The organism is Streptomyces sp. NPDC033966 (assembly GCF_055575955.1).
Map to the genome: position 1 here is coordinate 586,775 of NZ_JBVIRQ010000005.1, position 17,716 is coordinate 604,490.

Here is a 17,716-nt window from a genome sequence, read left to right on the forward strand (position 1 = left end):
AGTCTAAGGGCACCGTCCTGCCGCGAGGTGGCGGATGTACGGGGGAAAACGTGCATCCGCCGCATCGTCCCAGGTCAGGAATGCTCCCCCGGAAGCACAGGTTCCAGGTTCTTCCACCGGGCGATGTCGCAGCCGTTCCTGCGCTGGAAGGTGGTGTCCACCTTCTGGCCGCGCCACGTTCCCGTCACGCGGGCGACGGCCGACCCGCCGTACTGGAACGAGCAGTTCTTGGAGTCCGGCTCGGCGAAGGGGTCCTTGCCCTGTCTGGCCAGCGTGTCGAGACGGGCGCAAGCCTCCTCGGCGAAGGGGTGGTCGCCGCCGGCGGGGTGGCACTCCAGCCGGTGCGTGCCGTCGACGAGTCGGTTGCCGCTCTTGGAGATCTCGATGGTGAGCCGGTCGGGCGCGGACAGCAGGCGCCCCAGGGGCAGGGGCGGCAGCGGTCCGGCAGCCGCGGCGGCCAGGGCGGAGGTGACGGCGAAGGCGGCGAGACGCAGCATGGGGCACTCCAGGTCGTCCGTACGTCGTACGCCTCACCAACGACCTTCCCGCTCGGACGTTGCGTGCTTAAGCCTTTGCCCTGTGGCCCCGGCTCCTTGTACCGTTGGGAGCGGATTGGTGACCGGCCCCGCGCCTGTGTCATCATCTGCACGCACCTTCGTACGCGGGGGTGTGCTGGAGGCGTCGCCTAGTCCGGTCTATGGCGCCGCACTGCTAATGCGGTTTGGGGCTTACACCCCATCGAGGGTTCAAATCCCTCCGCCTCCGCACCTCACCGAAGCCCCGGTCCTGATGGACCGGGGCTTCGGTGCGTTCGGGCTCCGGTGTCCTCGGGCGCCGGTGGGGCGTGGTCCGGTGCGCGTGGTCCGGTGCGTTCAGGGCTTGGAGGGGTTTCGGATGGGCCCGTGTGGGTAGTCCGCCGGGCCCGGCGCTGCGGCGCGGACGCTTCCGGACGATCTTCTTCCAGGGTGTTTCCGCAGGTCAGAGGCGTTGTGGCTAATGGATTTCGCGTCCCGGCGCGGTCCATGTATTGTTGTTCTCGCAAGGCCAACGGGGCGAAAAAAACCCGGGAAGCCCAAGCACTCGTAGCTTAACGGATAGAGCATCTGACTACGGATCAGAAGGTTGCAGGTTCGAATCCTGCCGAGTGCACAGCCGAGAGGCCCTCAGGACCAGTCCTGAGGGCCTCTTTCGTGTGTCCGGACGGTACTCAAGGCGGAGGGGTCCCCCGGGAGGGCTCAGGGGTGGAATGGCTCCTGAGGGGGACGTGGACCAGGCGGCCGCCCGGATACGGTTTTCGAAGATCGTTCGAACCTTGATGGGGGCTCTCATGGGACTCTTCGGAAACGCGCACACCGTCGACCCGTCGTCGGCGCAGCGGGACTACGCGCGGCTGCTGGGCAACGGCGAGCAGGTCTACGCCGCGTACCTGCTGGTGCGCGACACGATCCTGTTCACGGACCGGCGGCTGGTGTTCGTCGACAAGCAGGGGCTTACGGGCAAGAAGGTGGAGTACCACTCCATCCCGTACCGGAGCATCACGCACTTCTCGGTGGAGACGGCCGGGCACTTCGATCTCGACGCCGAGCTGAAGATATGGATATCCGGCAGCCCGGCGCCGATCGAGAAGACCTTCACCAAGGGGGTCGACATCTACGAGATGCAGGCGATCCTGACGCAGTTCGTCGCACGCTAGGCGGAAGAGGGCTGGGCCGTCCGGCTGAAGATCCGCCCGCCGGAGTGGGAGCCGGAGTGGGAGCCGGAGTGGGAGCCGGAGTGGGAGCCGGAGTGGGGGCCGGAGTGGGGGCCGGAGCGGGGGTGGGGCCTCAGGGGCGGCCGGGCAGGACGCGCGGGAGGCCGGTCACCGAGAGCACCAGCGAGTAGAGCGAGGTGGTGGCGGTGATGAAGAGGCGGTTGTTCTTCGGGCCGCCGAAGGCGATGTTCGAAACGGGTTCCGGGACGCGCAGGCGGCCGATGAGGTCTCCGTCCGCCGCGTAGCAGTGCACGCCCGACGCCATCGCGGCCGCCCACAGCCGGCCCTCGTCGTCGAAGCGGATGTTGTCCACCGAGGGGCAGTCCGTGAAGACGCGGTCCCCGCTGAGGGTGCCGTCGTCGCCGACCTTGAAGGCGCGGATGTGGCCGGCGCGGGTGTCGGCCGCGTACAGCTCGCTCTCGTCGGGGGAGAAGACCAGGCCGTTCGGCCCGAGGAAGCCGTCGGCGACGAGGCGGACCTCGCCGGTGGCCGGGTCGGCCCGGTAGAGGTTGCAGGCGCCGATCTCGCTCGGCGCCCGCCGGCCCTCGTAGTCGTTGGTGATCCCGAAGTCCGGGTCGGAGAACCAGATGGATCCGTCGGAGCGGACCACCGCGTCGTTGGGGCTGTTGAGCCGCTTGCCGTCGTAGCGGTCGGCGATGACGGTGAGGCTGCCGTCGGGTTCGGTGCGGGTGACCCGCCGGTTGCCCTGCTCACAGGTGATCAGGCGGCCCTCGCGGTCGAGGGTGTTGCCGTTGGAATGGCCGGCCGGCGAGCGGAAGACGGAGACCGCGCCGGTCGCCTCGTCCCAGCGCAGCATCCGGTCGTTGGGGATGTCGCTCCATACGAGCTGGCGCCAGGCGGGCAGGTACAGCGGGCCTTCCGCCCAGCGGCAGTCGTCGTGGAGCCGCTCCAGGCGGACGTCTCCGTTGGCACAGCGGCCGGTCCGGAAGCGCTCGTCCAGGATCTCGTACAAGGTGAGGTCGGCTATGCCCAACATGATTCCCCCAGATTGGTGACGCACTGAATTTTGTTCGGTGCGATGGTGAGATTGCAGGATCAGGTACCGTCTTCGCAAGAGCCGGCGGCTCAACCGGCTCAACCGGCCCAAGGGGCCCAAGGGGCCCGCTGGCCCATGGGAGGAAGACGGCGTGGACGACATCGACCGGGCGCTCGTCCTGCGCCTGCAGCAGGACGCGGGCCAGTCCTACGCCGCCCTCGGCGCGGCCGTCGGGCTCTCGGCCGGGGCCACCCACGAGCGCGTACGCAAGCTGCGCGAGCGCGGGGTCATCCGGCGGACCACCGTCGACGTGGACCCGGCCGCCGTCGGCAGCGGGGTGCTGGCCTACGTGATGGTCGACTCCAACGCGTGGATGGGTGAGTCGGCGGAGGACTTCGCGGCCATCCCCGAGATCCAGGAGGCGCACATCATCGCGGGCAGCGCCTCGGTGCTGGTCAAGGTGCGCACGGCCACCACCGAACAGCTCCAGGACGTCCTGCGGCGGCTCTACGCCATCGACGGGGTCAGCGGGACGCAGGCCACCGTGGTCCTGGAAACCTTCTTCGAGCGGCCGCTCCCGCTGTGACCGCCCCCGCCGAGGGCTGGTGGTGCACCGGGATCCGGTGGAGCGAGCGGGGTCCCGCCATCGGGTGGTGCGGGCGAGGGGAGCGCGGCAGCCCGCTCCCCCCGGGGCAGCGGCTGGCCTTCGCCGCCCGCGGCGAGCGGCACTGCCTGGGCGTGAGGCGGGCCGGGAAGCGGACCCCGTGCCCGGCGGCCCGGCCGGTGCCGGGCCGGGCGGGGAGCGCCCAGTGCCCCGAATGCGCCCGGCTGGACCGGTCGTTCTCGGTGGCCGCGGACACCAACGTGGCCGACCCGCGGACCTACCGCGTCTACCTGGCGTGGTTCGGGCCCGGGATGGTCAAGGTCGGCATCACCGCCGAGGAGCGCGGTCCGGTCCGGCTGCTGGAGCAGGGGGCGGTCACCTGGGCCTGGCTGGGGCGCGGGCCGCTGATGGCGGCGCGCCGCACCGAGGAGCTGCTGCGGGCCGCCCTGGGGGTGCCCGACCGGATCGCGTATGCCCGCAAGCGCGCCGTACGGTCCCGGCTGCCGGCGCAGCCCGAGCGGGCCCGGGAGGTCGCCGAGCTGCACGCGCGGGCCGCCGCACTGCCCGGCTGGCCGGACTCGCTGGAGCGGGTGGGGTGCGAGATCACCGACCACGCCGGGGCGTTCGGGCTGGCCGGGCTGCCGGATCCGGCCCGGGTGGTCACGGAGCTGATCCCCGGCGGGACCGTCGTGGGGCGGCTGGCGGGGGCCGCCGGGCCCGACCTGCACTTCGCGGACGGGCTCGTGGTGGACACCCGGCTGCTGGCCGGATGGGAGCTGTCCGCCGCGCCTGAGGAGGCCCGCACCGACGTCCCGCTGACCGCCGTCGCGCCCGCGCCGCCCGGGGCCGAGCAGGGCGGACTGTTCTGAGCCCGGGTGCGGCCCTCGGCTCGTCCCGGGGCCGGGGGCAAGGTCAAAACTTGGATCCCTTTGGGCTCCCGGGGCTGATTTTGATGGACACGCCAAGGGCCTTCCACGGAGGGTGGGGGCATGAGCATTCAGCCCGTTCAGGCGTTCGAACCGCCTTACGTGATGGCCGTATTCAGCAATGTCCGCTGCCCTGACGAGAGCGGCTATCCGGAGACCAACGCCCGGATGAACGAGATCGTCAAGGAGAACCCCGGGTTCCTCGGCTACGAATCCGCCCGGACCCCCGGCGGCCTCGGGATCACCGTCGCGTACTTCCGCGACCACGAGTCCCTGCGCGTATGGCGGGAGGACCTGGAGCATCAGGCGGCCATGAAGCAGGGCCGCGCCCATTGGTACGAGAGCTACACCCTGCACGTCGCGACCGTCGAGCGGAGCCACGGCTTTGCCCGCAACGGGTGAGGCGGTCCGCGCCTTCCGCGAGCGGCTCGGCCTGCCGGGACTGGTGGACGTCCACACGCACTTCATGCCGGAGCGGGTGCTGGCGAAGGTCTGGGACTACTTCGACGCGGTCGGCCCGCTGACCGGCGTCGAATGGCCCATCACCTACCGCCACGAGGAACAGCGGCGAGTGGCGCTGCTGCGGGAGTTCGGGGTCCGCGCCTTCACCTCCATGCTCTACCCGCACAAGCCCGCGATGGCCGCATGGCTCAACGCGTGGGCCGCGGACTTCGCCGCCCGCACCCCCGACTGCCTGCACACCGCGACGTTCTTCCCCGAGGAGGACGTGGCGGCGTACACCGCGCAGGCCGTGTCCGACGGGGCACGGGTCTTCAAGGCACACCTCCAGGTCGGCGGCTACGACCCGAACGACGACCGCCTCGACCCGGTCTGGGGCCTGCTGGCCGAGGCGCGGATCCCGACCGTCGTCCATTGCGGTTCGGGGCCCGCGCCGGGCAAGTACACCGGCCCCGAGCCGGTCGCCCGGCTGCTGGCCCGGCACCCCCGGCTGCCGCTGGTCGTCGCGCACATGGGGATGCCCGAGTACGCGGACTTCCTCGACCTGGCCGACCGGTACCCCGAGGTGCGCCTCGACACGACCATGGCGTTCACCGACTTCTCGGAGCGGCTCGGCGCCTTCCCGCCCGCAGAGCTGGGGCGGCTCGCCGACCTCGGGGACCGGATCCTGCTGGGCACCGACTTCCCGAACATCCCCTACCCCTACGAGCACCAGCTGCAGGCCCTGGAACGGCTCGGCCTCGGCGACGACTGGCTGCGCGCGGTCTGCCACGACAACGCCGCCCGTCTGTTCGGCCTCGCTCCCTGAACGCCCTTTCTCAGGAGATTCACAGGTAGGGGCAAGAACGCTCTCAGAGGCGGCCGCCAGCGTGGGGCCATGACCGCGACGACCACCTCCCACGCGTCCACGTCCACCGGCAACCCGACGGCCCTGCTGCGGCCCGACGGCGGACCTTGCCGGGTCCTCGTCGTCGACGACGAGGCCTCGCTCTCCGAGCTGCTCTCCATGGCCCTGCGCTACGAGGGCTGCGAGGTCCGCAGCGCAGGCGACGGGGCAGGCGCAGTGCGGGCCGCGCGGGAGTTCCGGCCGGACGTGGTGGTCCTCGACATCATGCTCCCGGACATGGACGGGCTGGCCGTCCTGGGACGGCTGCGCCGCGAGATCCCGCAGCTCCCGGTGCTGTTCCTGACCGCCAAGGACTCCGTGGAGGACCGCATCGCGGGCCTGACGGCGGGCGGCGACGACTACGTCACCAAGCCGTTCAGCCTGGAGGAGGTCGTGGCCCGGCTGCGCGGGCTGGTGCGCCGCTCCGGCGCCGCACAGGCCGCCCGCGGCGGCTCGGTCCTGACCGTCGGCGATCTGCGACTCGACGAGGACAGCCACGAGGTGGTCCGGGGCGGTCAGGAGGTCCACCTGACCGCCACCGAGTTCGAGCTGCTGCGCTACCTGATGCGCAACCCGCGCCGGGTGCTCAGCAAGGCGCAGATCCTGGACCGGGTCTGGTCCTACGACTTCGGCGGCCAGGCCAACGTGGTGGAGCTGTACATCTCCTACCTGCGCCGGAAGCTGGAGAGCGGCACCGGCCTGCCCCCGATGATCCACACCCGGCGCGGCGCCGGCTATCTGATCAAGCCCGCCGACTAGTGGCCCTGCGGCGCCCCTGGTCGCTGCGGACGCGGCTGGTCGTCTCGGCGGTGGCGCTGATCGCCGTCGTGGGCGCGGCCATCGGCACCGTCACCACCCTCGCCATGCGCTCCCGCCTGGTCGGCGAGCTGGACAAGCAGCTGACCACCTCCGTCGAGATGGCCGTCCGGGGCCCCGGCGCGGCCAAGTCGGCCCGCGACGCCGGCCTCGGCTTCGTCTTCGCCCCCGGCTCCCCGATGGGTGCCGCCGGGATCCGCCTCGACCCGGCGCGCACGGTGATCGGGGGCGCCCGGATCGTCCCCGTGTCCGACCAGAGCCTCGACCACCGCGAGTCCCTCACCGAAGCCCAGACCGCCGCCCTCGCGGCGGTAGCCCGCAAGGCCGGCCACGGCCGCACCGACGCCGTGGACGCGGACCTGCCCGGCCTGGGCGCCTACCGGGTGGCGGCCGCCCCCGACGGCACCCTCGTGCTCGCCTTCCCGCTCCAGGGCGTCGACTCCACCGTGAGCACCCTGATCGCCGTCGAGGTCTGCGTCACCCTGGCCGGACTGATCGCCGCCTCCCTCGCCGGACAGGCCCTGGTCGGGGTCGCCCTGCGCCCACTGCGCCGGGTCGCCGCCACCGCCACCCGGGTCTCCGAACTCCCCCTGCACAGTGGCGAACCCGCCCTGCACGAGCGGGTCCCGGACGCCGAGGCCGATCCCCGCACCGAGGTGGGGCAGGTCGGCGCCGCCCTCAACCGGATGCTGGGGCACGTCTCGTCCGCACTGACGGCCCGCCAGCAGAGCGAGACGCAGGTCCGGCAGTTCGTCGCCGACGCCTCCCACGAGCTGCGCACCCCGCTCGCCTCCATCCGGGGCTACGCCGAACTCACCCGCCGGGGACGGGAGGAGCCCGGCCCCGACACCCGGCACGCCCTGGGCCGGATCGAGTCCGAGGCCACCCGGATGACCGGGCTGGTCGAGGACCTGCTGCTGCTGGCCCGGCTGGACGCCGGCCGCCCGCTGTCCTTCGAGGACACCGACCTGGCCCCGCTCGTCGTCGACGCCGTCAGCGACGCCCGCGCCGCGGGCCCAGGCCACCACTGGCGCCTCGCCCTCCCTGACGAGCCCGCACCCGTCCGCGCCGACGCGGCCCGGATCCAGCAGGTCCTGGTGAACCTCCTCGCCAACGCCCGCACCCACACCCCGCCCGGCACCACCGTCACGGCGCATGTTTCACGTGAAACATCCTCCGTCCGGCTCCGGGTCGAGGACGACGGTCCCGGAATCCCGGCCGAGCTGCTGCCCCACGTCTTCGAGCGCTTCGCCCGCGGCGACGCCTCCCGGTCCCGCTCGGCGGGATCGACGGGACTCGGCCTCGCCATCGTCCAAGCCGTGGTCGGCGCGCACGACGGCCGGGTCGACGTACGCAGCGAGCCCGGCCGCACCTGCTTCGAAGTACTGCTCCCGCTGGCGGCCCATGGCCGCGGCACGCACTCACAGACGGCGCACAGGCTCAGCACACCGAGGTGACAGGGCGCCCGGCGAGGGTCGGAACATGCCCACCGACACCTCTCCCGACGCCCTCCCGGCCCGGACGCCGCTCGCGTCCGCGCCCGGCGAGCCCGTACTCGACGTGGTGATCCCGGTCTTCAACGAGGAGAAGGACCTCGGCCCCTGCGTACGCCGGCTCCACGCACACCTCACCCGCACGTTCCCGTACGCCTTCCGCATCACCATCGCCGACAACGCCAGCACCGACCGCACCCCCGAGGTCGCGGCCGGGCTCGCCGCCGCGGTCGAGGGAGTACGCAGCTTCCGACTGGAGGAGAAGGGCCGCGGACGCGCCCTGCGCACCGTCTGGTCACGCTCGGAGGCGCCCGTCCTCGCGTACATGGACGTGGACCTCTCCACCGACCTGAACGCGCTGCTGCCGCTGGTCGCCCCCCTCATCTCCGGCCACTCCGACCTGGCCATCGGCACCCGGCTGGCCCGCTCCTCGCGGGTCGTACGAGGAGCCAAGCGGGAGTTCGTCTCGCGCGCCTACAACCTGCTGCTGCGCTCCTCCCTCGCCGCCCGGTTCAGCGACGCCCAGTGCGGCTTCAAGGCCATCCGGCGCGAGGTGGCGGAGCGGCTGCTGCCGCTGGTCGAGGACACCGGCTGGTTCTTCGACACCGAGATGCTGGTGCTGGCCGAGCGGGCCGGGCTGCGGATCCACGAGGTGCCGGTGGACTGGGTGGACGATCCCGACTCCACGGTCCACATCGTGAAGACCGCCACCGAGGACCTGAAGGGCGTCTGGCGGGTGGGCCGGGCGCTGGCGGTCGGAGCGCTCCCGCTCGACCGGCTCGCCCGTCCCTTCGGCGATGACCCGCGCGACCGCACGGCCCTGCCCGGGGTACCGCGCGGGCTGGCCCGCCAGCTCCTCGGCTTCTGCGTGGTCGGGGTGCTGTCCACCCTCTGCTATCTCGCCCTGTACTCCCTCTTCCGGCTCGGCGCCGGCCCGCAGCCTGCCAACGCGGCCGCCCTGCTGCTCTCCGCCGTGGCCAACACCGCAGCCAACCGCCGGCTCACCTTCGGGGTCCGGGGCCGCGACCGGGCCGTCCGCCACCAGGCCCAGGGGCTGGTGGTCTTCGCCATCGGGCTGGCCCTGACCAGCGGTTCGCTCGCAGCCCTCGACGCGGCTGCCGCGGACCCCGCGCACAGCACCGAGCTGGCCGTCCTGATTACGGCCAACCTCGCCGCCACCGTGCTGCGGTTCCTGCTCTTCCGCGCCTGGGTCTTCCCCGAGCGGCACACCACTCCCGTGAAGGACGACCACCGATGACCACCGCACCAGCCCCCTCCGACTCCCCCTTCCCCGAAAGGCCGCCCGCCGCGGCCGCAGGTACCGCCGCCGCACACCGGGCCGGCGCCGTGCGGCCGCGCTGGGAGCGGCCCGCGTACGCGGCGCTGCTGCTCGCCACCGCCGTGCTCCTGCTGTGGAACCTGGGAGCCTCCGGCTACGCCAACTCCTTCTACTCCGCCGCCGTACAGGCCGGCTCGGAGAGCTGGAAGGCCTTCTTCTTCGGGTCCTCCGACGCCGGGAACTCCATCACCGTCGACAAGCCCCCGGCCGCCCTGTGGCCGATGGCGCTGTCCGTCCGGCTGTTCGGGCTCGGCTCCTGGCAGATCCTCGTGCCCCAGGCCCTGATGGGCGTCGGCACCACCGCCGTGCTGTACGCGGCCGTGCGGCGCCAGTTCGGGGCCGGGGCCGCCCTGCTGAGCGGTGCCGCCTTCGCGCTCACACCCGTGGCCGCGCTGATGTTCCGCTTCAACAACCCCGACGCGCTGCTGACGCTGCTGCTGACGGTCACCGTGTACTGCGTGCTCCGGGCCCTGGACGGGGCGCGGACGGGGTGGCTGGTGGCGGCCGGCGTGGCGATCGGCCTGGGCTTCCTGACGAAGACCCTGCAGGCCTTCGTCATCCTGCCGCCGCTTGCCCTGCTGTACGCCGTCTGCGCGCCGGCCCGGCTGCGCCGCAGGCTCGGGCAGCTGATGCTCTCCGGGCTGGCGGCGGTGGCGTCCGGCGGCTGGTGGGTGGCCGTGGTGGAGCTGTGGCCCGCCGCCTCCCGCCCGTACATCGGCGGCTCGCAGAACAACTCCTTCCTCGAGCTCACCTTCGGCTACAACGGCCTCGGCCGGCTGAACGGCAACGAGACGGGCAGCGTGGGCGGCGGCCGGGCCGCGGCCGGCGGGTACGGCGGGTACGGGATGCCCGAGGGCGGCCCGGGCCTCAGGGGCGGCGGGGGCTGGGGGGAGACCGGTATCGACCGGCTGTTCTCGGGCAATGTGGGCGGCCAGATCTCCTGGCTGCTGCCGGCGGCGCTGGTGCTGCTCGTGGCCGGGCTGGTGGTCACCTGGCGGGCCCGCAGGGCCACCGACTCCCTGGAGGGCATGGCCCGCGCGGCCTTCCTCGCCTGGGGCGGCTCGCTGCTGATCACCGTGCTCGTCTTCAGCTACATGCAGGGCATCTTCCACGAGTACTACACCGTCGCGCTCGCGCCCTTCGTGGCCGCTCTGGTCGGCATGGGCACGGCGGTGCTCTGGGAGGAGCGGGGCGCGATGGCCGCCGCGCTCACCCTGTCCGGGACGCTGGCCCTGACCGCCGTCTGGTCGTACGTACTCCTCGGCCGCTCCTCCGGCCATCTGCCGTGGCTGCGCTGGGCGGTGCTGGTCGGGGGCCTGCTCGCCGCCGCCCTGCTGCCGTTCGCGGCCCGCTTCGGGCGGCGGGTACTGCCGGCGGCGGCCGCGCTGGGACTGGGGGCGGCTCTGGCGGGCCCCCTCGCCTACTGTCTGACCACCGTGGGTACGGGCCACACCGGGTCGATCCCGACGGCCGGCCCGGCGGTGGCCGGCGGCCGGGGCGGACCGGGTGGCCCGGGCGGGATGCGCTTCGGCCCCGGCGCCGAGCAGTTCCAGGGCGGCCAGGGCGGCCAGGGCGGCCAGGGCGGCCAGGGGGCGCCGGGCGGCCAGGGGGCGCCGGGCGGTCAGGGCGGCCAGGGTGCGCCGGGCGGGTTCCCGGGCGGGTTCCCGGGCGGAGCGCCGCAGGGCGGCGGCCCGATGGGCGGCCCCGGTGCGATGCGGCCGAACGGCGCCCCCGGCGGCGGCCAGGGCGGCCAGGGCGGCCGTGACCGCCTGGGCGGTGCCGGCGGTGGCCCCGGCGGGCTGCTGGGGGGTACCCGGGTCGGCGCGGAGGCCAAGGCCGCGCTGAGCACCGACGCCGCCCGCTACACCTGGGCGGCGGCCACCATCGGCTCCCAGAACGCGGCGAGTTACCAGCTGGCCTCCGGCGCGCCCGTGATGCCGATCGGCGGCTTCAACGGCAGCGACCCCTCGCCCACGCTGGAGCAGTTCAAGGAGTACGTGAAGGCGGGGAGGATCCACTGGTTCATCGCCCAGGGCGGCCTCGACGGCGCCTCCGGCGAGGGGGGCACGGGTACGAACCGGCCCGGAGGCATGGGAGGTCCCGGCGGAGCGGCCGGTTCGGCCATCGACAGCTGGGTGAAGGCGAACTTCAAGGCCACCACCATGGGCGGAGCCACCTTCTACGACCTGACGACCCCCTAGCATCAAGAGGGCGGACCGGGCATTCCGGGCCGATCCCCTTGTGGTGAGGAGGGTGCCTCCATGGTGACCGAGGCTGATCCGGGCGGGGCAAGGACCAGTGTGTGGCTGGCCGCCAGAGCCACCGCCCCCACCAGACGCCGCAGTGAGGCGCCCTCGGGCCTGGACCGGGACCGGATCACCGCCGCCACCGTACGGCTGCTGGACGCGGAGGGGCTCGGCCGTTTCTCGATGCGCCGGCTGGCCGCCGAGCTCGGGGTCACCGCGATGTCCCTGTACTGGTACGTGGACACCAAGCACGATCTGCTCGAACTGGCCCTGGACAGCGCCCTGGGACAGCAGCGGCTGCCGGCCGGCCCACCCCCTCGGGAGTCCTGGCCGGCCCGGCTGCGGACCCTCGCCTGCGGCTACCGGCAGCTGCTGGCGGAACATCCGTGGGTGGCTCCGCTCAGCGTCGCCTACCCGAACATCGGCCCGCACGCCCGGGCCTTCGACTCCGCCCTGCACCGGCTGCTGGATGCCACCGGCCTGGTGGACGCCGCCCGGACGGGCGCGCACCTGGCCGTCTCCCAGTTCCTCGGCGGCTGCGCCCTGAACGGCTGCGGCGGCACGGTCCGGCGGGCGCCCGAGGCGGAGTTCGCCCTGGCCCTCGACGTCCTGATCGCCGGTATCGAGGCCAAGGCCGCGCATACGGCGGCGGCCCGGACCTGAACCCCGTCGGGGTCCGGGCCCGGGCCGCCCACGGCCGGGCGGGGTGAGCCCGCGGTCAGGCCTCGGCCCGTGCGGCGGCGGCGTCGGCGGGCGCGGAGGCCGCGGACGCGGTGCCGGCACCGCCCTCGGCGGCCGGGTCGTGCAGGGCCGGCTTCGACTTCAGCGCGACCTCCTTGATGAACAGCACCAGCAGCAGCGCGAGCAGCGCGGTCGGGGCGGCGTACAGGAAGACGTCGCCGACGCCGTGCCCGTACGCGGACTCGATGACGGTCCGGAACGGCGCGGGCAGCTTGTCGAGGTCGGGGATCCCGCCGCCGCCGGTGCCGCCGTGTCCGAGGGCCGCGGCCTTCGGGCCGAGCGCGGCCAGCCCGTCCTTGACGTAGTCGGTGACCCGGGTGGCCATGACCGCGCCCAGCGCCGATACGCCCATGGCGCCGCCGAGGGAGCGGAAGAAGGTGACGACGGAGCTGGCGGCGCCGAGGTCCTCGGGGGCCACCTGGTTCTGGGTCGCGAGGACCAGGTTCTGCATCATCATGCCGAGGCCGAGCCCGGTGAGCACCATGTAGAGCGCGATGTGCCAGTACGGGGTGTCGTGGCGCAGGGTCCCCAGCAGGCCGAGTCCGGCGGTCAGCAGCACGCCGCCGGAGACCAGCCAGGCCTTCCACTTGCCGGTCTTGGTGATGATCTGGCCGGAGACCGTGGAGGAGACGAACAGGCCGCCGATCATCGGGATGGTCAGGATGCCGGACATGGTGGGGGACTCGCCCCGGGCCAGCTGGAAGTACTGGCTGAAGAAGACCGTGCCGGAGAACATCGCGATGCCGACGAACAGCGAGGCGGCGGAGGCCAGGCTGATGGTCTTGTTGCGGAACAGCCGCAGCGGGATGATCGGGTCGCTCGCGCGGGACTCGACGAGGAGGAAGAGCAGGCCGAGCACCACGGCCCCGCCGGTCATCGCCAGGGTGGTCCAGGAGATCCAGTCGTAGGAGTCGCCGGCCTGGGTGACCCAGATCAGCAGGAGCGAGACGGCCCCGCTGATCAGGAAGGCGCCGAGCCAGTCGACCTTGACGTCGCGGCGGACGACCGGGAGGTGCAGGGTCCGCTGGAGGACGATCAGGGCGATCACCGCGAACGGCACTCCGACGTAGAAGCACCAGCGCCAGCCGAGCCACGAGGTGTCGGTGATGACGCCGCCGAGCAGCGGGCCGCCGACGGTGGCGACGGCGAAGACGGCGCCCAGGTAGCCGCTGTAGCGCCCGCGCTCGCGCGGGGAGATCATCGCGGCCATCACGATCTGGGCGAGGGCGGAGAGGCCGCCGACGCCGATGCCCTGGACCACGCGGCAGGCGATGAGCATCCCGGTGTTCTGGGACATGCCCGCGACGACTGAGCCGAGGACGTAGATCACCAGGGATATCTGGACGAGCAGCTTCTTGCTGAAGAGGTCGGACAGCTTGCCCCACAGCGGGGTCGCGGCGGTCATCGACAGCAGCGCGGCGGTGACGACCCAGGTGTAGGAGGACTGGGTGCCGCCGAGGTCGCTGATGATCTGGGGCAGGGCGTTGGAGACGATCGTGGAGGACAGGATCGCCACGAACATGCCGAGCATGAGCCCGGACAGCGCCTTCATGATCTGCGGGTGGGTCATGGGTGCGCCGTCGGACGTGGTCTCCGACTGGCCGCCTCCCCGCACACCGTTGGGTGTGGTCGTAGCCATGTGTTTCCTTTGCCTAGAAGCTCGATCGGAGTCGGGCCAGCAGCGTGTTCAGTACGTCGACGTCCTCGGCCGACCAGTCGGCCAGGGCCTTCTCCAGCGCGTCCGTGTAGCGGGCGCCGAGCTCGGCGAGCACGGCGCGTCCGGCCCCGGTGAGGCGCAGGATCCGGCAGCGGCCGTCGCCGGGGTCGGTCTCCCGCTCGATCCAGCCGTGCTGCGCCACGTGGGCGACGTGCCGGCTGCTGACCGAGATGTCGACGGCCATGAACTCGGTGAGCCGGCTGAGCCGCATCTCGCCGTGCCGGTCGAGGACGGTGAGGACGGCGGCGGAGCCGGGCGGGCAGTGCGGGGGCAGCATCCGGGCCAGGTCGCGTTTGACCGCGCCGATGCCGGTGAGCTGGCGGGCCAGCTCCTCGTAGCGGGTGTGCCGGTCCGTCTGCGTGGTCACCGGGAACCGCCCCCATCTTGTTGCTTTGGGCAACCATAGAAGCGCATGGTTGCTACAGGCAAATGAATTCGGGGGACGGGGCGGTAAAGGAATCGGAAAACCGGGATCGTCCGGGGGCCGGGGCCGGGGCCGGGGCCGGAGCCGGGGGGCAGGAGGGCCGGGGGGCTCAGCTCCAGGTGGCGCTGACGTTCCGGGTCTCCACGCGCATGCCCAGCGGGACCCGCCACGCCTCCACGCAGACCGTGTAGGTCTGCGTCTTCGAGCTGCCGCCCGCGATGGGGGCGGGAAGGGGCTGGGACGTGGTGATCGTGGCCCAGTCGACGCCGAGGGCGCCGATGATGTGCGTCGCGAAGCTGACCGTGCCGGAACGGGCCGCCGTGGTCCCGGTGTTGGTGAAGGTCACCGTGACACGTTCGCACCAGCGGGCGGACGCCGCCGCGCGGACCGGGGCGCCGAGCGTGAGCCGGGCCGGGGTGGCCGGCGGGGCGGGCGGCGTCGTGCCCGGCTTCGGGGCCGGAGGGGCCGGGGTGCCGGGAGCGCCGGGTGCGGTCGGCGGGGCGGGTGGGGCCGGGGTGCCGGGCGTGCCCGGGGTGGTGGCGCCCGTGCCCGCGCCCCCGGTGCCGCCGGGGGCGGCCGGAGTGCCCGGGTCCGGCGGGGCGCCGGGGGCGGGTGCGGAGCCGACCGGGGCGGTGGCCGTCCCTCCGCCCAGGCCGGAGCCGCCGGCCGGCTGGGACCCGGGCGCGCCGGGCTGCGTAGAACCGGGGGCGTCGGCGGAGGAGCCCGGTCCGCCGGATGCCAGCGGCTGGAACTCCACCTGGCCCCCGGGCGGCACGTTCTCTCCCGCGCCCCGCTCGGGGCCCGCTGCGGCGGCGCCCACGACGACGTAGCCGTCCTGGTCCTGCCCGCAGCCGGTGAGGGCGGCGAGGGCCGTGCAGCAGAGGGCGAGGGCGAGGGCGGCGCGGGGTCCCGTTCGCATCGCGCCAGTGTTCCTGACGCCATGTCAAATGTGAACCCCGCGGCCGCCGCTCCATGGCTCGGTGCCCCGGTGGCTCAGTCCCCGATCAGGCCCGTCCGCAGCTGGGCGAGCGTGCGGGTGAGCAGGCGGGAGACGTGCATCTGGGAGATGCCGACCTCCTCGCCGATCTGCGACTGGGTCATGTTCGCGAAGAACCGCAGCATGATGATCTGCCGCTCCCGGGGCGGGAGTTTGGCGAGCAGCGGCTTGAGCGACTCGCGGTACTCGACGCCCTCCAGCGCGGTGTCCTCGTACCCGAGGCGGTCCGCGAGCGAGCCCTCGCCGCCCTCGTCCTCCGGGGAGGGCGAGTCGAGCGAGGAGGCGGTGTAGGCGTTCCCGACGGCGAGGCCGTCGACGACCTCCTCCTCGGAGACCCCGAGCACGGCCGCCAGCTCCGGAACGGTCGGGGACCGGTCCAGCTTCTGGGCCAGCTCGTCGCTCGCCTTGGTCAGCGCGAGGCGCAGTTCCTGGAGCCTGCGCGGGACGCGGACGGACCAGGAAGTGTCTCGAAAGAATCGTTTGATCTCGCCCACGACGGTCGGCATCGCGAACGTCGGGAACTCCACGCCGCGTTCGCAGTCGAAGCGGTCGATCGCCTTGATCAGGCCGATGGTGCCGACCTGGACGATGTCCTCCATCGGCTCGTTGCGGCTGCGGAACCGGGCCGCCGCGTAGCGCACCAGCGGCAGGTTCAGCTCGATCAGGGTGTCTCGTACGTACGCCCGTTCGGGGCTGTCCGCGTCCAGGGCGGCGAGTCGCTGGAAGAGGGAGCGGGAGAGGGTGCGGGTGTCGATGGCTTCCGAGCGGTCGGCCACTGCCGGCAGCTCACGCTTGTCGAGCGTGAGCACCTTGGAGCTGCCCTGTTCTACGGACATGCCACCCCCTTGAGGTCGCGGACGGTCGCGTCTCTGCGCCCGTCGGAGGAACGCAGCCTCCACCTGAATACCGGAGGCGGGGCTGCGGCAAACGCGGTTCCAGCAGAATGTCACATGTCGGCAACACGCTGTAGCGTCATGTCGACAAGTATCTCCAGCGACAGACGGCCGACCGAGCAGAATGAGCCGATTCTGTAGGGAAACGCGGGAACAGCTCCACCCGATCCGGTTAAGCCTCGATCCTGTTTGCGGATCTCAGACGGGCGAAGCTCCGGGCGAGCAGCCGGGACACGTGCATCTGCGAGACGCCCAGCTCCGCGCTGATCTGCGACTGCGTCAGATTGTTGTAGTAGCGCAGCAGAAGGATCCGCTGCTCCCGCTCGGGCAGCTGTACCAGCAGGTGGCGCACGAGGTCGCGGTGCTCGACGCCGGCCAGTTCGGGGTCCTCGTAGCCGAGCCGGTCGAGCAGTCCGGGCATGCCGTCGCCCTCCTGCGCGGCCTCCAGCGAGGTCGCGTGGTAGCTGCGGCCGGCCTCGATGCAGGACAGCACCTCGTCCTCGCTGATCCGCAGCCGCTCGGCGATCTCGGGAGTGGTCGGGGTCCGGCCGTGGAGGGTCGTGAGGTCCTCGGTGGCGGCGTTGACCTGGACCCACAGCTCGTGGAGGCGGCGCGGGACGTGGACGGTGCGGACGTTGTCGCGGAAGTACCGTTTGATCTCGCCCACGACCGTCGGCATGGCGAAGGTGGGGAACTGGACCCCGCGCTCCGGGTCGAACCGGTCGATCGCGTTGATCAGGCCGATGGTGCCGACCTGGACCACGTCCTCCATCGGCTCGTTGCGGCTGCGGAACCGGGCGGCCGCGTACCGGACGAGCGGGAGGTTGGCCTCGATCAGGGCCCCGCGCACCCGGTGGTGCTCGCTGGTGCCCGGCTCCAGGCCCTTCAGCTGGCCGAAGAGCGCCTGGGTCAGGGCCCGGGTGTCGGCGCCCCGGCCCTGCGGCCTCGGCGGCGCCTGGGGCGGGTCCTCGGCCGTGTCCTCGGCCGCGTCCTGGGACTGCTCCCGGGGCTGCTCCTGGGACTGCTCCCGGGGGGCGTCCTGACCGGCCTCGTGAGACCCGTGGAGGGCCCCGGGGAGTGTTCCCTGGAGCGGCTCCTGCGGACGGGGTCCGGGGCGCGGCTCCCCCGGACGGGGCTCCCCCGGACGGGGCTCCCCCGGACGGGGCCCGCCCGGGCGGGGCTCGGCCTGACGCGGCTCGGCCGGGCGCGGGTCCTGGTGGCGTGGTTCGTGCGGGCGGAGCTCTTGCTGGGGAGGCACCTGAGGCGCAGTACTGGCCGGCACGGTCACGCCACCCCTTCGATCAACTCATCGGTCAAAAGCGGTCATAGCATCACAAGAGATGTGCACTATGTGCAAGCACCGTATATGGCCGTGTTGAGGGCAAGTTGGGCATTTAGGGGTATTCTTTTTACCGACTCCACCGGCCG

At 72.6% G+C, this 17,716-nt stretch carries 17 protein-coding genes and 2 tRNA genes; 12 read left to right on the forward strand and 7 right to left on the reverse strand.

Going from position 1 to position 17,716, the window contains the following annotated elements; translation table 11 throughout:
• Positions 1-74: 74 nt before the first annotated feature.
• Positions 75-497 (reverse strand): SSI family serine proteinase inhibitor, encoded by a 423-nt coding sequence (locus ACZ518_RS17950; RefSeq protein ID WP_469113969.1) that lies wholly within the window; start codon positions 495-497, stop codon positions 75-77.
• Between the two features lie 177 nt (positions 498-674).
• Here ACZ518_RS17950 and ACZ518_RS17955 point away from each other — a divergent pair.
• The 3 genes from ACZ518_RS17955 (at position 675) to ACZ518_RS17965 (ending at position 1,693) form a co-directional block, all read left to right on the forward strand.
• Positions 675-765, forward strand: a tRNA-Ser gene (locus tag ACZ518_RS17955).
• Between the two features lie 311 nt (positions 766-1,076).
• Positions 1,077-1,149: transfer RNA gene (locus ACZ518_RS17960), tRNA-Arg, on the forward strand.
• Between the two features lie 178 nt (positions 1,150-1,327).
• The gene (locus ACZ518_RS17965; protein WP_007265334.1) at positions 1,328-1,693 is read left to right on the forward strand and encodes a PH domain-containing protein; all 366 of its coding nucleotides are present in this window, start codon (positions 1,328-1,330) and stop codon (positions 1,691-1,693) included.
• Between the two features lie 130 nt (positions 1,694-1,823).
• Here ACZ518_RS17965 and ACZ518_RS17970 read toward each other — a convergent pair whose 3' ends face one another.
• Positions 1,824-2,747, reverse strand: coding sequence for an SMP-30/gluconolactonase/LRE family protein (locus ACZ518_RS17970; protein WP_469113970.1), 924 nt, complete (start codon positions 2,745-2,747; stop codon positions 1,824-1,826).
• A gap of 151 nt (positions 2,748-2,898) precedes the next feature.
• On the opposite strand from ACZ518_RS17970, the gene ACZ518_RS17975 reads away from it, so the two are divergent.
• From ACZ518_RS17975 to ACZ518_RS18015, 9 genes are all read left to right on the forward strand, one after another.
• A complete protein-coding gene (locus tag ACZ518_RS17975) occupies positions 2,899-3,333 on the forward strand; it encodes an Lrp/AsnC family transcriptional regulator (RefSeq protein ID WP_007265336.1) in 435 nt (144 codons plus the stop codon).
• Complete coding sequence (locus tag ACZ518_RS17980) at positions 3,330-4,220, forward strand: DUF2797 domain-containing protein (protein WP_469113971.1); 891 nt, start codon at positions 3,330-3,332, stop codon at positions 4,218-4,220. The genes ACZ518_RS17975 and ACZ518_RS17980 overlap by 4 nt, the downstream gene beginning before the upstream one ends.
• A gap of 120 nt (positions 4,221-4,340) precedes the next feature.
• A complete protein-coding gene (locus ACZ518_RS17985) occupies positions 4,341-4,679 on the forward strand; it encodes an antibiotic biosynthesis monooxygenase family protein (protein ID WP_469113972.1) in 339 nt (112 codons plus the stop codon).
• Complete coding sequence (locus ACZ518_RS17990) at positions 4,663-5,544, forward strand: amidohydrolase family protein (RefSeq protein WP_469113973.1); 882 nt, start codon at positions 4,663-4,665, stop codon at positions 5,542-5,544. The genes ACZ518_RS17985 and ACZ518_RS17990 overlap by 17 nt, the downstream gene beginning before the upstream one ends.
• A 69-nt stretch (positions 5,545-5,613) precedes the next feature.
• Positions 5,614-6,381: a response regulator transcription factor gene (locus ACZ518_RS17995; RefSeq protein WP_469113974.1), complete on the forward strand. Its 768-nt coding sequence runs from the start codon at positions 5,614-5,616 to the stop codon at positions 6,379-6,381.
• A gap of 5 nt (positions 6,382-6,386) precedes the next feature.
• Positions 6,387-7,895, forward strand: a complete 1,509-nt coding sequence (locus ACZ518_RS18000; RefSeq protein WP_469114022.1) for a sensor histidine kinase — start codon at positions 6,387-6,389, stop codon at positions 7,893-7,895.
• Between the two features lie 25 nt (positions 7,896-7,920).
• On the forward strand, positions 7,921-9,189 hold the full coding sequence (locus tag ACZ518_RS18005) for a bifunctional glycosyltransferase family 2/GtrA family protein (protein ID WP_469113975.1): 1,269 nt from the start codon (positions 7,921-7,923) through the stop codon (positions 9,187-9,189).
• A complete protein-coding gene (locus ACZ518_RS18010; protein ID WP_469113976.1) occupies positions 9,186-11,471 on the forward strand; it encodes a glycosyltransferase family 39 protein in 2,286 nt (761 codons plus the stop codon). Before ACZ518_RS18005 ends, ACZ518_RS18010 begins: the two co-directional genes overlap by 4 nt.
• 60 nt (positions 11,472-11,531) lie before the next feature.
• A complete protein-coding gene (locus tag ACZ518_RS18015) occupies positions 11,532-12,179 on the forward strand; it encodes a TetR/AcrR family transcriptional regulator (protein ID WP_469113977.1) in 648 nt (215 codons plus the stop codon).
• 55 nt (positions 12,180-12,234) lie between these two features.
• On the opposite strand, the gene ACZ518_RS18020 is transcribed toward ACZ518_RS18015, so the two are convergent.
• The 5 genes from ACZ518_RS18020 to ACZ518_RS18040 all read right to left on the reverse strand — a co-directional run bounded on the left by ACZ518_RS18020 (position 12,235) and on the right by ACZ518_RS18040 (position 17,546).
• Entirely contained in the window at positions 12,235-13,827 is a 1,593-nt protein-coding gene (locus tag ACZ518_RS18020) for an MDR family MFS transporter (RefSeq protein WP_469114023.1), read from the reverse strand.
• A gap of 82 nt (positions 13,828-13,909) precedes the next feature.
• Complete coding sequence (locus ACZ518_RS18025; protein WP_469113978.1) at positions 13,910-14,341, reverse strand: MarR family winged helix-turn-helix transcriptional regulator; 432 nt, start codon at positions 14,339-14,341, stop codon at positions 13,910-13,912.
• A 166-nt stretch (positions 14,342-14,507) separates the two neighbouring features.
• Positions 14,508-15,317: a hypothetical protein gene (locus ACZ518_RS18030; protein WP_469113979.1), complete on the reverse strand. Its 810-nt coding sequence runs from the start codon at positions 15,315-15,317 to the stop codon at positions 14,508-14,510.
• A 74-nt stretch (positions 15,318-15,391) separates the two neighbouring features.
• The gene (locus ACZ518_RS18035; RefSeq protein ID WP_469113980.1) at positions 15,392-16,231 is read right to left on the reverse strand and encodes an RNA polymerase sigma factor SigF; all 840 of its coding nucleotides are present in this window, start codon (positions 16,229-16,231) and stop codon (positions 15,392-15,394) included.
• 229 nt (positions 16,232-16,460) lie between these two features.
• Positions 16,461-17,546 (reverse strand): RNA polymerase sigma factor SigF, encoded by a 1,086-nt coding sequence (locus tag ACZ518_RS18040; protein ID WP_469113981.1) that lies wholly within the window; start codon positions 17,544-17,546, stop codon positions 16,461-16,463.
• Between the last annotated feature and the right edge of the window lie 170 nt (positions 17,547-17,716).

Bases quoted from the DNA above. Each gene is read 5' to 3' on its own strand.
- ACZ518_RS17950 (WP_469113969.1), bottom strand. From the start codon at position 497: ATGCTGCGTCTCGCCGCCTTCGCCGTCACCTCCGCCCTGGCCGCCGCG.
- ACZ518_RS17965 (WP_007265334.1), top strand. From the start codon at position 1,328: ATGGGACTCTTCGGAAACGCGCACACCGTCGACCCGTCGTCGGCGCAG.
- ACZ518_RS17970 (WP_469113970.1), bottom strand. From the start codon at position 2,747: ATGTTGGGCATAGCCGACCTCACCTTGTACGAGATCCTGGACGAGCGC.
- ACZ518_RS17985 (WP_469113972.1), top strand. From the start codon at position 4,341: ATGAGCATTCAGCCCGTTCAGGCGTTCGAACCGCCTTACGTGATGGCC.
- ACZ518_RS17995 (WP_469113974.1), top strand. From the start codon at position 5,614: ATGACCGCGACGACCACCTCCCACGCGTCCACGTCCACCGGCAACCCG.
- ACZ518_RS18005 (WP_469113975.1), top strand. From the start codon at position 7,921: ATGCCCACCGACACCTCTCCCGACGCCCTCCCGGCCCGGACGCCGCTC.
- ACZ518_RS18010 (WP_469113976.1), top strand. From the start codon at position 9,186: ATGACCACCGCACCAGCCCCCTCCGACTCCCCCTTCCCCGAAAGGCCG.
- ACZ518_RS18015 (WP_469113977.1), top strand. From the start codon at position 11,532: ATGGTGACCGAGGCTGATCCGGGCGGGGCAAGGACCAGTGTGTGGCTG.
- ACZ518_RS18020 (WP_469114023.1), bottom strand. From the start codon at position 13,827: ATGACCCACCCGCAGATCATGAAGGCGCTGTCCGGGCTCATGCTCGGC.
- ACZ518_RS18030 (WP_469113979.1), bottom strand. From the start codon at position 15,317: ATGCGAACGGGACCCCGCGCCGCCCTCGCCCTCGCCCTCTGCTGCACG.
- ACZ518_RS18035 (WP_469113980.1), bottom strand. From the start codon at position 16,231: ATGTCCGTAGAACAGGGCAGCTCCAAGGTGCTCACGCTCGACAAGCGT.